The following is a 14473-nucleotide window of genomic DNA, read 5'->3' on the forward strand; positions in this document are numbered from 1 at the left end:
AATGAATTTCCTCCGCTCGCTGCTCGAAGCGGCTCTCACGATGGTAGTGCTGCTGGGCCTGGCCCGCTGGGCGCTGGGGCTTTTTGGCAAAAAGGCCACCGTATACCGGGCCACCCCGGCGCGCCAGCTCTCGCTGCTGACGTGGCCGCTGCTGGCGGTGGGCACGGGGCTAGCCGCCGCCGGCCCCGGCCTGGTGGCGCCCACCGCCTTTGAGCGCTGGCTAGCCTGGGCGCTGCTGCTGGCCGTGCTGGCGCTGGCCGCGCCGGCGCTGCTGCTGCACCTGCGCTACTACACCCTCAACGCTGCTACCACGCTCGTTTTCAACCCTCTGGAAGGCCATCTGCAAGTGGCGCTCGATGGGGTGCTGGCCTACGACCCCGCCCGCCAGGGCTGGCCCGGCCCCGGCCCGGTAGCGTGGAGCCGCTGCCGCTGGCCCGGCGTATTCTGGCGGCGCTACGAATATTTGCGCCTGCCGCTGCCCCAGGGCGATATTATCCTCACCAGCCTCGTGCTGCCCGATATGCACCTGCTGGTGCGCTACCTGCGCCACTATGGCGTAGAGGTCCAGGAAAGACGCCGCGCCTGGGCGTGGCTTTAAGTCAGTGAGCAGTTATCAATTTCTTATTGGGGCTGCACAGTGGATGCGCCTACGGGCCGCTCCGCTCTCATGCTCTCCGCTGCTTGTTTATTGCTAACTGTTGCTTGATATTGTTAACTGATAATCGATGACTGAAAAAATGCCCCTTCTGCACTACCTCGACCAGGGCGCCCCTGGCGCCCGGTCGCTCGTCATTTTGCACGGCCTGTTTGGCACCCTCGACAACTGGCAGACCCTGGCCCGGCGCTGGACCGAGGAAGCCGGCCTACGCGTGGTTTCCATCGATTTGCGCAACCACGGCCGCTCGTTTCACTCGCCCGAGCACAGCTACGCGCTCATGGCCCAGGATGTGCTGGCCCTCTTCGACCACCTGGCCCTCGACCCGGCGCGCCTCACGCTCATGGGTCACAGCATGGGCGGCAAGGTGGCCATGTGCCTGGCGCTGGGCTACCCCGCGCGGCTGGCCCAGCTCATCGTGCTCGACATCGCCCCGCGCTTTTCCAATATGGAGCACCAGGACGACATCATCGCCGGCCTGCAAGCCGTGGACCTGGCCACCATCCAAACCCGGCAGCAGGCCGAGGCGGCGCTGGCCCGCACCATTTCGCAGGTGGGCGTGCGGCAGTTTTTGCTTAAGAACTTGTACCGGCGCGAGGATAATTCCTTTGCCTGGCGCATCAACCTGCCGGCGCTGGTCGGCAACCTGGCCGCCGTGGGCGAAGAAATCACTTCGGCCCAGCCGTTCCTCAAGCCCACGCTGTTTCTGCGCGGCGGCAAGTCCGACTACATCACGCCCGAGGATAAGCTGACCGGCATTCCGGCTTTGTTCCCCAATTCGCAGGTAGTCACCGTGCCCGACGCCGGCCACTGGCTGCACGCCGAAAAGCCCGATGAGGTGTATGGGCTGGTGCAGAACTTTGTGGGGCAGCTACCCTAGCCGCATGCATGGCTGAATTTTTGGCTACCTGGCGGCACACTGTTTCACTGCGGCTGCGCTACCTGGTGCGGCCCTATGCCCAGGCTTTTGGCAGCTACCTGGCGGCCTACGCCGGGGCTACCGCACTCTTGCAGCCGTGGGCATGGGGCGGCTGGTGGGCTTTTTGGGCGCCTTTTGTAGGGGGCTTTGGGGTGTGCTGGTGGCTGTGGCGGCCGTGGGCTTTGCTGGCGCGCAACTACAAGGGAGAATCGCGGCGCTTGCCGCTGCTCTTTGCGTGGATGCTTTGCCTGGCGGTGAGTTGGAACGTGCGCCAGTGCCTGCACGCCCGCCTGGGTGAGGTGCGCGACCTGCGCAGCGTGCGCGAGCTGGCGCAGCCGGGCACGGCCATTTTCTTTCGCCTGCACGGCCCGTTTTACGTGGCCAAGCTCCGGCGCGGGCAGTATGCCACCACGGATTTCACTAAATCGAAAAACGGCACCAAGACTTACTACGCCAATTGCTTCTATGCCTGCCCCTTGCTGAGCACCGCCGCCGATACAGCCGCCGCAGCGCTACCCGTGCCGGCGTGGCTAGGGTACATTTATCGGGAAGAGTTAGGCTACAACCTTTCGCCCGGCGAAGTGGATTGGCGCTCCACAAACGCCGTAGCCCGCTTCAATGCCCGGTTTGATACGCTTACGCTAACCCATTTCACGTACCTGGAGCGCAAAGAAGCATCCGACCTTGGCTTATACCTGGCCGTGCGGGCTAGCCGCCTAGCGCCGCGTACCGAGGGCGAGCCGCTGCTGCTCACGCCAGTGCAAGCGCCGTTCGCGATGCGGGGCCTTCCCTCCCTGAAACTAGCACTCACAATCACCCTACTTGGCAGCGCAATAATTAGCTTTTTGCTGCTGGTCATGGAGTTGCGGCCGCCGGCCTACTGGCCCGATTTAATTGAGTAGCCTGCTCGGCCACTTTTGTTTATTTACCTTTCTATGTCAACGCTTTACCTCCTTCCTACCCCACTGGCCGACGGCACCGCGCCCCAGGTGCTGCCGCCGCAGGTGGTGGCGGCCGTGGCCCGGCTGCCCTACTTCCTGGTCGAAAACCTGCGCACGGCCCGCCGCTTCGTGAAGGAGGTGGCGCCGCACCGCGTCATCGAGGCTATCCGCTTCGTGCTCATCGATAAAGACAGCACACCGGCCCAGGTAAAGGCCGCGCTGGAACCTTTGGTGAAAGAGAACATCGAGGCCGGCGTGCTCTCCGAGGCCGGGTGCCCCGGCATTGCCGACCCCGGCGCGGCGTTGGCCCAGGAAGCCCACCGGCTGGGGCTGGCGGTGCGCCCGCTGGTGGGGCCGTCGTCTATTTTGCTGGCCCTCATAGGCTCGGGGCTGAATGGGCAGCGCTTTGCCTTTCACGGCTATTTGCCCATTGAGAAGGCGGCGCGCATTACGGCCATCAAAACGCTAGAAAAAGAAGCCGGCCAGCGCGACCAAAGCCAGCTTTTTATCGAAACGCCCTACCGCAACGACCAGCTGCTGACCGACCTGCTGGCCCACCTCGCACCCACCACGCGCCTGTGCGTGGCCGCCGACCTCACCGCGCCCACCGAGTACCTACGCACCCTGGCCGTGGCCGACTGGCGCCGGCTGCCCGAGCTGCCCCGGCTGCACAAGCGCCCGGCCGTGTTTGCGCTGGGCAGGTAGCCCGGCTCAGGCCAGCTTGGCTAGCCAGGCTTCGGCGGCAGCCAGGTCGTCGAAGAGGCGGTAGCTGAGGTTAGCGGCCTTGGCTTCGAGCACGAGCTGGCTGCTGGCGAGGCGCGCAAATACGTCGTGGGGCAGCAGTACGGCCCCGTGAAACGTAGTGCCGCGCGTGAGCCAGTGGGCGCGTATCCACTCGCTTTCCTCGGGCGTAAAGGGCTGCATGCGGCGCTGGTCGCCCAGCACGCGGTGCCAGCCGCGCTGGGTGAGCAGGTTCCCTAATTGGGCCAGCAGGCCCTGCAAGTCGGAGAGCCGGCGCGGGCCGGGCTGGTACTCGACCACCGCGTAGCCGTGCGGGTGCTCGAGCAGGCGGGCCACGGCATTTTGAAAGTAGACGGGAAGCGCGGGCGACGTGGCAGGCATGAGCAAAGTAGGCAGAACCAAAATTTTACGGCCCCAAATACCGGGCTAGCGGCCCGAAGGTTGCAACACCATAGTAAAGGCCGTGCGCCCGCTAGCCCCGGTTTCGAGCCGAAAAGCGAAGGCGTGGGCCAATAAAATATCGCGCACCAGCACCAGGCCGATACCCTGCCCACCCGGCTTGGTGCTGAAGAAGGGCGTGAACAGCCGCTGGCTCACCGCTGGGCTGAGCGGCGGGCCGTCGTTTTCGATAGTGAGCGTGGGCGGCCGGGCCGTGGTGCGCACCCACACGTTGCCCCCGCCCGGCCCAATGGCTTCGAGGGCATTCTTGGTCACGTTGAGCAGGGCCTGGGCGAGCTGCTGCGAGTCGGCCGGCACTATCAGCGGCTCTTCACTGGCCAGCGCCCAGTGCCAGGCCACGCCCTGGGCGGCGCTCTGGGGGCTAGCAGGCGGCCCAGGTCGCGCAGCAGGGCGTGCACGTCGGTGGGGTGCGGGGCGGGCGGCGGCAGGCGCACCAACCGGGCGTAGCGCCCGATGAAATCGGCGAGCTGGGTATTGCGGGCAATGCTCACGGCCAGGCCCTGCTCGTAGTCGGCGCGGTCGGCGGGGGCCAGCTGCGGGGCGTAGTGCCCAAAGCTACCCAGCAGCGAGTTCACGGCCCCGATGGAGTTATTCACCTCGTGCGACATGAGCCGGATGAGCTGCTCGTAGGTTTGCTTTTCCTGCTGGCGCAGCTCCTCGGTTAGTTCCTCCAGCACCACGAAGCGCCGCGGAAAGCCGCGGTCGAGAAAGTGCGCGGCGGCGGCGCGGTAGAGCTGGCCGCCCGCCAGGCGCACCGGCTGCGCCTGCCCCACGGCCAGGCTAGCCAGCACCGGCCCCCAGGGCGCGGGCAGGCTAGCCACGGCCAGCCCACGCAGCGCGGCGGGCGGCGGGCCCAGGGCACGGGCGGCGGCGGCGTTGGCGCTGGTTATTTCATTGTCGAAGCTCAGGATGAGAATGCCCGCCGGCGAGGCGCCAACGAGGCGTTCCAGCAGCACGGCCTGCTCGTGCTGGCTCACGCGCTCCTGGCGCAGCGCGTCGAGCATCTGGTTATATACGCCAACGAGCTGGTCGAGCTCGGGCTGGCCCACGGGCTTGAATTTCAAGTTAAAATCCTGGGCGGCCAGCGCCGCCGTGCCCGCCTCAATAAGGCGGATGGGCCGCGCGAAGCCCCGGTAGAGCTGCCAGGTGAGCCCCGCGCTGGCCGCGATAATCAGCTCGCAGGCAATGAACAGTGCCGGCCGGCTCGTGCGCACCTGCGCCGCCACCGCCACCAGCACGGCATACAGCGGCAGCAGAAACAGCAGAAACCGGAGGCGCAGGGACATACTGACTACTCGCTGTACGGAATGCCGAACTTATCGAGCCTTCGGTAGAGCGCGCCGCGGCTCAGGCCCAGGGCGCGGGCCACGCGGCTGAGGTTGCCCTGGTAGTGGGCCACGCTCTGGCGTATCACCTGCTCTTCGAGGGCTTCCAGGGTCATCGAGCCGGGGGCGGGCAGCGCGGCGGGGCTGGCGGCGCGGGCGGGGCTAGCCCCGGCAGGCGCCTGGAAGTCGGCCGGCGTGAGCTCGCTGTGGGGCGTGGTGAGCACGGTGCGCTCCACCAGGTTTTTGAGCTCGCGGATGTTGCCGGGCAGCGGCTGCTCTTGCAGCCAGTGGGCGGCGGCCGGGCCTAGCCGCAGGCCGGGGCGCTGGTAAGCGGCTTGCAGCTGGGCCACGAAGTGCCGGGCCAGGGCCGGAATATCGGCCGGGCGCTCGCGCAGGGCGGGCAGGCGCAGCGTGATGAGGTTGAGGCGATAAAACAGGTCTTCGCGAAAGCGGCCCTGCGCTACCAGCTCGGCCAGGTTTTTATTGGTGGCGGCCACCACGCGCAGGTCGAGGCGGCGGGGCCGGCTGTCGCCAAGCACCTCGTAGGTACGGTCTTGCAGCACGCGCAGCAATTTTACCTGGCTAGCCAGCTCCAGCTCGCCGATTTCGTCGAGGAAGATGGTGCCGCCGTTGGCCAGCTCGAAGCGGCCCACGCGGTCGGCGCGGGCATCGGTGAACGCCCCACGCCGGTGGCCAAACATCTCGCTCTCAAACAAGCTGGAGGAGATGCCGCCCAGGTTTACCTTCACAAAGGGCTGGCCGCGCCGCTGGCTGTTTTGGTGCAGGGCCTCGGCAATGAGCTCCTTGCCGGTGCCGCTTTCGCCTTCTATCAGCACCGAGGCATCGGTGGCGGCCACCTGGCCCACTTGGCGCAGCACGGCCAGCAGGCGCGGGTCGTCGCCCACGATATTGCTGAATGCGAACTGCTTATCCAAAGCAGCCCGGCCGGCGGGGCTAGCCCCGGCCGCAGAGGCGTGCAGCTGCAAGGTGGTGGCAATGGTTTGGAGCAGCGCCTCATTCTGCCAGGGCTTGGTAATAAATTCGGCGGCGCCGGCTTTCATGCCGGCCACAGCCAGCGCGATGCTGCCCCAGCCCGTGAGCAGCACCACCGGCACGGCCGGCGCCAGCGCCTTGAGCCGGGCCAGCAGGGCTAGCCCATCGGCCCCGGAGGTAGTGGCCGAAAAATTCATGTCGAGCACGATGAGGCGGGGCACCTCGGCGCGCACGGCGGCCAGCGCCTCGGCCGGGCCGGGCACGGCGCGCGTGGCGTAGCCGGCCTGCTTCAGCAACAGCTGCAGGGAGGTGCGCACCGCCAGGTCGTCATCGACGAGGAGAATCATGTTAGTTGTTAGTCGCTGCCTATCAGGCGTCAGCCGTTAATTCTGCCCCCTACCGGCCGCTGATGCTGGCGCCGCCGCTCATGTTTTTGGTGAGCTCGGGGGTGCCGTAGTAGCGAATATTGCTGCCGCCGCTGGCTTCGGCCATCAGCACCTGCTTCACGGCCAGCTTGACGTTGCTGCCGGTGCTGGCTTCAATCTGGGCGCGGCTGGTTTGGAGCTTCTCGCCATCAAACACCGAGCCGCTGGTAATCTTGAGGTCGAAGCGCGGGGCCTGGCCGCTGAGCGTAATGACGCTGCCGCCGTTCTGGCGCACGATGAGCACTTCCACGTTGACATCGGCGCGCACGGTGGCGCCCGACGAGATATCAAGCTGAAAATCGCGGGTGGTAAAGGGGCCGGTGGCCGTGACGGCCGCGCCGCTGCTGGCGCCCAGCATATAGAGCTGGTCGGCGGTCACGGCCACGCGCAGCTTGCGGTTCTGGCGGGCCTTTTTCGAGTTGCTGTCGCGCTCGTCGGGGTTGTCGTAGTGAATGCCGAGCACACCGTCGCGCACGGTAGTCAGGATGTGCTCGCGCTGGTCGAGAGTGGTGGCGCTCACCTCTACCTGCTGCACGTGGCCGGCGGTGAGCGTGAGCTCGATGCCGGTGCCCACGTTAATGGCCCGGAATTTTTCGAGCGGGCGCACCTGCGGGCCGTTGGCGGCGGGGGCGGTAGTGGTTTCGGTTTGGGCCAGGGCGGGCGCCAGGGCCAGCAGCCACAGCACGGCGGGCAGCAGGTAGTTTTTCATGAGTAAAGGGAAGTACCAAACAAAAAACAAAGAACGTCATGCTGACGACAGGAAGCATGACGTTCTTTAGTACATTCCCTGTGATTTTCCCACCTAGCGGCCGCTCACGCTGCCGCCGCTGCTGGTGCGCTTGGTGAGCTGCGGCGAGCCTACGTAGCTGATGCTGCCGCCGCTGCTGGCCTGGGCCACGAGGTCATCTTTCACGGCCACGCGCACCGAGCTGCCGCTGCTGGCTTCGGCGCGGCAGCGGTCGGTTTTGAGGTCGGCCGCGTCGAAGCTGGCGCCGCTGCTGCTTTGCACGTCGAGGCTAGCGGCGCGGCCGCTGAGGCTAGCGGTGCTGCCGCTGCTCTGCCGCACGGTGAGGGTTTTGGTATCGAGCCCCGCCTTCACCGTGGCCCCCGACGATACATCGAGCTGAAACTCGGCGGCGTCGAAGTCGCCCGCGGTGCGCACCGACGAGCCGCTGCCCGCCGTGAGGGCCGTGAGCTCGTCGGCCGTTACGGCCACGCGCAGGTGCTTGTTGGTGCGGTCGTCGCGGTAGCGCTCATCCTGGTTTTTGTAGCGCAGCGTTAGCACGCCGTCCTTCACCGTGGTTTCGATGTGGTCGCGGTATGCATCGGTGGCGGCGCTCACCTCCACGCGCTGGCTGCGGCCGGCCGTGAGGTCGAGCTCAATGCCCGTGCCCACGTTGATGGCGTGGAACGTGGGCACTTGGCGGGTTTGGGCAGTTTGGGCGCAGGCAGGGGCTAGCGAAGCAAGCGAGAGCAGGGCGGGGAGCAGCAGGTTTTTCATGGCAACGGGTTGAAAAGATGAAAGGCGCGATAGCTGGATTTGCGTCGGGTACCAGGCTAGCCAGGCATTCGTTACGGGCGGCAAGGAAATTATTTTTGGGCACTAAGCGACTGGTTAGCCAGCCAGATGCGGCAAAAGTGAAGCTGGTTGCCCCAGCCCCCAAAGACATTATCCCAAGTGCCCCAAATGGTACGCCACTGCCCCGCCTGGCGGGGCCTACTCCTCGCGCAGGGCCACGGCCGGCTGGATGCCCGCCGCCAGCCGACCCGGGTAGAGGGCGCAGATGGTGGCTAGCACGTAGAGCCCTACCACGGCTAGCCCCATAGCCGTGATATACACGCCCGCCGGCACCTCGAAGGCCCCCAGCAGCGGAAACTGCATGGCCACCAGCAGCCCCAGCACCAGCCCGAAGGTGGTGACTACCAGCACCTCGCCTACCACTTGCGCGCTGATTGCCCCGGCCGTGGCGCCCAGCGCCCGCCGCACCCCTAGCTCGGCCCGGCGCTGATTGATGGTCTGCCAGAGCACGCCGAACAGGCCCAGCGCTACGTTGAGAATGAGGAAGCCGCAGACCAGGCCCAGCGCCACCAGCGGCGTGAGGGTATGCTTGAGCTGGGCCGCCCGCTGCTCGGTGAGCGCCGTGATGCCCACGTTCCAGCCCTTGGCGGAAGCCAGGATGGCGGTGCTCATCTGCCGCTCCAGTTCGGCGCCGGCGCCGGGTCGCACTCGTAACAGCAGGGTCGAGGCCTCGTTCAGGGTCGTATCCTGGGGGCTCACGCGCAGCAGGATGGCCGGCCGGGGCGCTTCGAGGTCGCCATCGGCCCGGAAGCGCTCTAGCAGGCCCACCACCCGCAAGTCTTCGTCGTTGCGGTGCACTACCTGGCCTAGCGGCGACTGGCCCGGGAATAACCGCTCGCCCAAATCGCGGGTGAGTACGGCCGGGCGCAGGGTGGCGGCATCGTCGCGCCGGTCAAACCAGCGCCCCGCTACCACCGGCAGCTGCAAGACCTCGCGTAGGGGGTCGTCTACCGAATGGCCGCTGGCGTGTTCCACGATGATTTTTTCGTCGCGGGTGCTCACCGGCGAGCCGTTGGTGCTGCCCGAAAACGGGGTATTAGAGGAGGTGCGGCCCACCGCCACTACGCCCGGCATGCCCCGCAGCAGCGCCATTACCTGGCGCACCGTGGCTAGGCGGCCGGCCTGGGGCTGGATGCCGGGGTCGAGGTCTACGCGCCACACCTGCTCGTAGGCATAGCCTAGCGGCGTGCGGTAGTTCTGCTGGTTGTAGACCAGCATACTGCCCACTACAAACAGCACCACAAAGGCCAGAAACACTTCGGCAATGAGCAGGAAGTTGGCCCGGCGGCGGTTCCAAATCAGCGTAAACAGATGACGTATCATGCGGGGGTGCTTTCGCCTTTGAGTGCCTTCACGGCCTGGAGTTTTGACATTTTGTAGGCCGGGTACACCCCCGACAGAATTCCGAAAACCAGCGCGGCCAGCACCGCCCCGCCAAACACGCGCCCATTGAGCCCAAACTCAGTGTAGGCTATCAGCCCGCTGCTATTGATGAGGTGCAATGCGCCGGCGGCTAGGCCCAAGCCCAGCACGCCACCTAGCAGCGTCAGGAAAATATTCTCTACCAAAAACTGCCGCACCAGCGCGCCGCTAGTGGCTCCAAACGCCTTGCGCACCCCTATTTCGGAGCTGCGCTCGCGGATGCGGCTGCTGTTAATATTCACCAAGCTCAGGGCGGGCAGCAGCATAAAGAGCGCTAGCAGCCCGATGGCGCCGCGGGCGAAGCGCGCCAGGCCGGGGTCGGGTTCATCGGAGCCCATGAAGTCGCGCACGTGGGTGGCCAGCAGCGAGCCGGCGTAGAGGCGCACTTCCTTGCACCACTTGTAGACATCGGTGGGCAGCGGGGCGCGGGCTACGGCCTGGGCAAACTCCTGCTGGACGGCCGGCACATCGGCGGCCGAGCGGGCCAGCAAAATGGCCATGCACCCACCCATGTACTCGCTGTTGTGAATATCCTGGGTGCTGGTAGTGATGGGCATCCAGACATCGGCATAGGTGAGGTCGCGTGCGGCGGGCACATCGCGCACCACCCCCACCACCTGGTACCGTATTTCGTCGGTGATAATGGTGCGCCCCAGCACGCCGCGGTCGGCGCCAAAATAGCGGCGCGCGGTGCTCTCGTTTAGCACCGCTACGTGAGCCGCATCGCGTACCTCGCTGGCCGAGTAGGGCCGCCCTTCCAGAAAATCGAAGTCGAGCACCTGCCAGAACTCGGCGTCGGTGTATTTCTGGTCAAGCTTCAGCTTTTGGTTACCTACGTAGGCCACGCACGTGCCAGTACCGGTGCTGATGGACACTTTTTCGGGCGTGCGTAGCGGCCGGATATGGTGCTCCAGAAATGAGTAGCTGGCGCTGGACTGGTTTTCGGTATTTGGCCCCCAGATATACATGGAGTGGGCAAACAGCAGCCGGTCGGTGCGCTTTTCGGGCATTTGCGACCCCACGGAAAAGTCGAACAGGGCGTACACAACCAGCAATATCATCAGCGTAAAACTGATGCCAAACAAACTGATGGCGGTGAAGAACTTGCGCCGCAGCAAGACTTTCCAGGCAATTTTGAGGTAAGAAAGAAGCATGATTTCCAGAGATTAGGCCACTTGGCGCCCGTCGAAAAACCGAATGAGCCGTTGCGTTTTTAAGGCCTGCTGCTCGTCGTGGGTCACCATCACGAGGGTGGTGCCCTGGTTGCGGTTGAGGCCCAGCAGCAAGTCCATTATCTCCTCGCCCATCACCGAGTCGAGGTTGCCGGTGGGCTCGTCGGCCAGGATGATTTCGGGCTGCCCGGCCAGGGCCCGCGCAATAGCCACGCGCTGCCGCTGCCCCCCCGAAAGCTGCGCCGGGAAGTGGCTGGTGCGGGCATTGAGGCCCACCTGGTCGAGGGCGGCCAGGGCGCGGCGGCGGCGCTCGGCGCCGCCCACGCCGGGGCGGTAAAGCAAGGGCAGCTCCACGTTGTCGCGCACCGAGAGGTCGTTTATCAGGTGGTAGCTCTGGAAGACGAAGCCGATTTTGTGGTTGCGCAGGCTAGCCAGCTCCTTATCGGAGTAGGAAGCGACGGGCCGGCCATCTATCTCGATGGTGCCGCTGCTGGGCTCGTCGAGCAGGCCCATGAGGCTGAGCAAGGTCGATTTGCCGCAGCCGCTAGGCCCCATCACCGACACAAACTCGCCCCGGTTGATGGTGAGGTTAACCTGGCTCAGCGCCACAGTTTCGATGGTTTTGGTCTGGTAGATTTTTTCGAGGTTGCGCAACTCGATGACGGGGGTAAGAGTCGGAGTAGACATGACAGATGTTAGTAAAATACTGCGGGTGTGCAAGCGGGGCGCTCCACTAGGGTTATCACTCGGCCGCGAGTGGCTGCTGGGTTTCAAAATCGAATAAGGTGAGCCCGCGCAGGCTATAATAAGCCACCCAGCCGGCGCGCAGGGCCAGGATGTAGCTGCGCCGGGCCAGGTCCTTGGCCGACGAGGCCAGGGTCAAATCGGTGAGGCTGAGGCGGCCGGCTTCGTAGGTGGCGCGCGTGATGGCGTAGCGGCGCTGGGCCAGGGTATCGGCGCGGGCAGCCAGGCGCGCCTGGCTAGCCAGGGCAGGCACCTGGGCGGCCTGCGTGAGCAAGGTTTGCTCGAAGCTGCGCGCATCCTGGGTCACGGCGGCCTGGGTCTGGTCGCGGGCCAGCTCGGCGGTGCGCACGGTGGCGCGGCGCCGGCCCCAGTCCACGAGCGGCAGCGAAAAGGCTAGCGCCACCTGCTGCTGGTTTTGCAGGGCCGCGTAGCTGTCGAGCAGATAGGGCGCCTGGTTTACGTAGCCCAGGTTGGCGGTGAGCGTGGCCAAAAAGCCGGTGGTGCCGCGCGCCTGGGCTACGTCGCGGGCCGCTTGCAGCTGGCGGCGGGCGAAGGCCAGCACAGCGGCGCGGTGCTGCCGGGCCTGGGCCAGCGCCTCGGCGGGCACCACGGCCGGGGCCGGAGCAGGGGCGGGCACGGCCAGCGCCGGGGCCGCTTCGCCGCTGGCGGGCGCGGGCAGGGCGCAGTAGGTGCGCAGGCTCACGGTGGCCGTTTCGGCATCGAGCAAGGCCTGGGCCTGGGCCTGCTGGGCGGTGAGCAGGTTGAGCTCAAGCTGGAGCAAGTCGCTTTGGGAGAGGCGGCCGAGCGCGTATTTTTCGCGGCCCACGCGCAGCAGCTCGGCGGCGGCCTGGGCATTCTGGCCGGCCACGGCGGCGTTCACCTGCTGCAAGAGCACGTCGAAATACAGTTCCGACACGCGCTGGGCGATGGCCTCGCGGTCTTCGAGGTATTGGCGCTGGCTTTCCTGGTAGCGCAGCGGCGCAATGCGGCGGTCCCACTTCAGGCCGTTGAAGTACCCCAGCGGCTGGGTCAGGCCCAGGGTAAAGGGCTGGTTGTTATAGCGCTTCTCGGTGCGGATAAAATCATCGAAGCGCTGCACCTGCGAGCCCACCACCACCTGCCCGCCGGTGAGGCCAATGTTCTGCGTGAGGTTCACGGCCAGCAGCGAATTGTTGTAGCGCACCGACTGAAACGAGGTAGTGCCATCGGGCTGCACCACCGGAATGATAGCCCGGCTAAAGCTCGGCACCACGCCTTGCAATGCCAGCTGCGGCCGGTAGCTGGCCTGGTAGGCGCGGTAGGCCCAGTAGCCGCCCTCGCGGGCGGCGCGGGCCTGCTGGCTGGCCGCCGAGCTAGCCAGCGTTTGTTGAATGAGGGCGGGCAGGGTGAGCGTTTGGGCGGCGGCCGGGGCTAGCCCACTCAGCCAGCTGCCGACCAGCAATACCCTATAGCGTAGCGCTTTCATACCTACTGGCTGATGGCTAAAGCCGGCGTGTCGGCGTAGGTTTTGGTGGCGGAAATAATCAGCTCCTCCCCTTTAGCCAGGCCGCTGAGCACCTGCACGTAGTCGGTATTGCTATCGCCAAAGCGCACTACTCGGCGCACCGCCCGGCCACCGGCCAGCACAAATACCGGCTGCTCTCGCCCGCCCTGGTAGAAGGGGCCATTTTTGACGCGCAGCACGCCCCGGTGGGCGCGGGTTATCACGAAGACATCGGCCCGCAGATTGGCCCGCAGCGCGGGGTGGTGGTCGTTGGCCAGGGTGGCGTAGAAGGTCACCACGCCCTTATCCACGGCCGGGCTGATGCTGGCCACGGTACCGGGCAGGTCGGTGCCGGGGCCGAGGCGCACCCGCACGGCATCGCCGGGGTGCAGCTGGTCGGCGTAGGTATCGGCGATGGTGGCGCGCACCCGGTAGCGGCTCAGGTCGGCCACCCGGGCCAGGGCATCGCCGGCCTGCACGGTGGCGCCCAGGTTGTCGTTGACCCAGGTGAGCACGCCGGGCAGCTGGCTGCTGATGTCGGCCTGGCGCAGCTTGGCAGCCTGCTCGGCTATGCTGCGCTGCTGCATCGATACGGTGAAGCCCAGCTCGCGGCGGTCGGCCTGGCTAGCCTGCCGCTGGTTGCGGAGCTGCCGCCGCAGGCGCTGGGCTTCGAGGCTGGCAGTGTGCAGGTTGAGCTCGGCCTGGCGCACGGCTTCGGCCGTGCCGCCCCCTATTTCGAGCAGGTGCTGCTCGTCGCGCAGGGCCGATTGCAGGCTGCTCACTTTCAGGTCCTGGGCCTGCTGCTGGGCTTGCAGGTCGGTGAGGCTGCGGGCCAGGGCTAGCCCCAGCTGGGCGTTCTTATTTTGGTTGCGCAGCTGCTCGTCGTCGAGCTTGGCCAGGGTCGAGGCGGCCAGGTCTTTGTCGAGCTCCACAATGGTTTGGCCGGGCTGCACGTGGGCGCCCACCGCCAGCGCCACGCGCCGCACGGTGCTCTGGATGGGGCTCGTAAGCACGACCTCACGCCCCGGAATAACAGTGCCAGCGGCCGTGAGCGTGGCATCCACATCGCCGGTTTCGACCGGGGCCGTGAGAATATCGACGCGCCGCAAACTGGGCTGAATGAGGCGCCGCAGCCCCGGCCCGGCCGCCAGCAGTGCGGCCAGCGCCCCCAGGCCCAGCAGCCAAGCGCGAAGCTGGCGGCGGCGTTGCGTAGCGGAGTCAAGTACTCTGTCCATTGGTGGGCAGCTAGAGGGTAAGTTTCCAACACCTAAGCCAAGGGCCATGCCAGTTACACAAGTAACTTGTTTTAAAGCACTTATTCAACAAATGACACCCTGTCTATTTGCAAAATCTGTCCGTTTTTGAACAGCCTGCCCACTGCTGGACACCTACCCCCGTATTTATACCTAGCATGTTTATGCTATTGCGCACTACTCAGCATACCCCCGACCTTTGCCGGCACCTTCCTACTCTTTCTTTGCTATGTACAAACTTAGTTTCTTCTTTCAGGGTGCTGTCCTGCTCAGCTTAATAATAGCAGCCCGCTATGTATAGCGGGCTGCTATTAGCAGGGGCAACCGCCGCTGGCCAGGTTTCAGCCAGCGGCTAGCCTAGC

At 65.8% G+C, this 14473-nt stretch carries 15 protein-coding genes; 4 read left to right on the forward strand and 11 right to left on the reverse strand.

Annotated features, from left to right (window positions below; translation table 11 throughout):
* Position 1 precedes the first annotated feature (1 nt).
* The 4 genes from GKZ68_RS12535 to GKZ68_RS12550 all read left to right on the forward strand — a co-directional run bounded on the left by GKZ68_RS12535 (position 2) and on the right by GKZ68_RS12550 (position 3220).
* Positions 2-598 carry a hypothetical protein gene (locus GKZ68_RS12535; RefSeq protein ID WP_173115247.1) on the forward strand — a complete coding sequence of 199 codons (597 nt, stop codon included), beginning with the start codon at positions 2-4 and terminating at the stop codon, positions 596-598.
* Positions 599-737: 139 nt separating this feature from the next.
* Complete coding sequence (locus tag GKZ68_RS12540) at positions 738-1535, forward strand: alpha/beta fold hydrolase (RefSeq protein WP_173115250.1); 798 nt, start codon at positions 738-740, stop codon at positions 1533-1535.
* Between the two features lie 8 nt (positions 1536-1543).
* On the forward strand, positions 1544-2476 hold the full coding sequence (locus GKZ68_RS12545; RefSeq protein ID WP_173115253.1) for a hypothetical protein: 933 nt from the start codon (positions 1544-1546) through the stop codon (positions 2474-2476).
* Positions 2477-2509: 33 nt separating this feature from the next.
* Positions 2510-3220 (forward strand): SAM-dependent methyltransferase, encoded by a 711-nt coding sequence (locus tag GKZ68_RS12550; protein ID WP_173115256.1) that lies wholly within the window; start codon positions 2510-2512, stop codon positions 3218-3220.
* A gap of 6 nt (positions 3221-3226) precedes the next feature.
* On the opposite strand, the gene GKZ68_RS12555 is transcribed toward GKZ68_RS12550, so the two are convergent.
* The 11 genes from GKZ68_RS12555 to GKZ68_RS12605 form a co-directional block, all read right to left on the reverse strand.
* The gene (locus tag GKZ68_RS12555) at positions 3227-3637 is read right to left on the reverse strand and encodes a hypothetical protein (RefSeq protein ID WP_173115259.1); all 411 of its coding nucleotides are present in this window, start codon (positions 3635-3637) and stop codon (positions 3227-3229) included.
* A 45-nt stretch (positions 3638-3682) separates the two neighbouring features.
* Positions 3683-4054 (reverse strand): ATP-binding protein, encoded by a 372-nt coding sequence (locus GKZ68_RS12560; protein WP_173115262.1) that lies wholly within the window; start codon positions 4052-4054, stop codon positions 3683-3685.
* The gene (locus GKZ68_RS12565; protein WP_173115264.1) at positions 4015-5001 is read right to left on the reverse strand and encodes a PAS domain-containing sensor histidine kinase; all 987 of its coding nucleotides are present in this window, start codon (positions 4999-5001) and stop codon (positions 4015-4017) included. The genes GKZ68_RS12560 and GKZ68_RS12565 overlap by 40 nt, the downstream gene beginning before the upstream one ends.
* Positions 5002-5006: 5 nt before the next feature.
* Positions 5007-6380: a sigma-54 dependent transcriptional regulator gene (locus GKZ68_RS12570; RefSeq protein WP_173115266.1), complete on the reverse strand. Its 1374-nt coding sequence runs from the start codon at positions 6378-6380 to the stop codon at positions 5007-5009.
* 49 nt (positions 6381-6429) lie between these two features.
* On the reverse strand, positions 6430-7167 hold the full coding sequence (locus GKZ68_RS12575; protein WP_173115268.1) for a head GIN domain-containing protein: 738 nt from the start codon (positions 7165-7167) through the stop codon (positions 6430-6432).
* Positions 7168-7260: 93 nt separating this feature from the next.
* The gene (locus tag GKZ68_RS12580) at positions 7261-7959 is read right to left on the reverse strand and encodes a head GIN domain-containing protein (RefSeq protein WP_173115270.1); all 699 of its coding nucleotides are present in this window, start codon (positions 7957-7959) and stop codon (positions 7261-7263) included.
* A gap of 216 nt (positions 7960-8175) precedes the next feature.
* The gene (locus GKZ68_RS12585; RefSeq protein WP_173115272.1) at positions 8176-9360 is read right to left on the reverse strand and encodes an ABC transporter permease; all 1185 of its coding nucleotides are present in this window, start codon (positions 9358-9360) and stop codon (positions 8176-8178) included.
* Positions 9357-10613, reverse strand: a complete 1257-nt coding sequence (locus tag GKZ68_RS12590) for an ABC transporter permease (protein ID WP_173115274.1) — start codon at positions 10611-10613, stop codon at positions 9357-9359. The genes GKZ68_RS12585 and GKZ68_RS12590 overlap by 4 nt, the downstream gene beginning before the upstream one ends.
* 12 nt (positions 10614-10625) lie before the next feature.
* The gene (locus tag GKZ68_RS12595) at positions 10626-11318 is read right to left on the reverse strand and encodes an ABC transporter ATP-binding protein (protein WP_173115276.1); all 693 of its coding nucleotides are present in this window, start codon (positions 11316-11318) and stop codon (positions 10626-10628) included.
* Between the two features lie 55 nt (positions 11319-11373).
* Entirely contained in the window at positions 11374-12840 is a 1467-nt protein-coding gene (locus GKZ68_RS22415) for a TolC family protein (RefSeq protein ID WP_173115279.1), read from the reverse strand.
* Positions 12841-12842: 2 nt separating this feature from the next.
* Positions 12843-14093 carry an efflux RND transporter periplasmic adaptor subunit gene (locus GKZ68_RS12605; protein ID WP_173115282.1) on the reverse strand — a complete coding sequence of 417 codons (1251 nt, stop codon included), beginning with the start codon at positions 14091-14093 and terminating at the stop codon, positions 12843-12845.
* Positions 14094-14473 lie beyond the last annotated feature (380 nt).

Source organism: Hymenobacter sp. BRD128, from assembly GCF_013256625.1.
In the GTDB taxonomy this organism is placed as follows: Bacteria; Bacteroidota; Bacteroidia; order Cytophagales; family Hymenobacteraceae; genus Hymenobacter.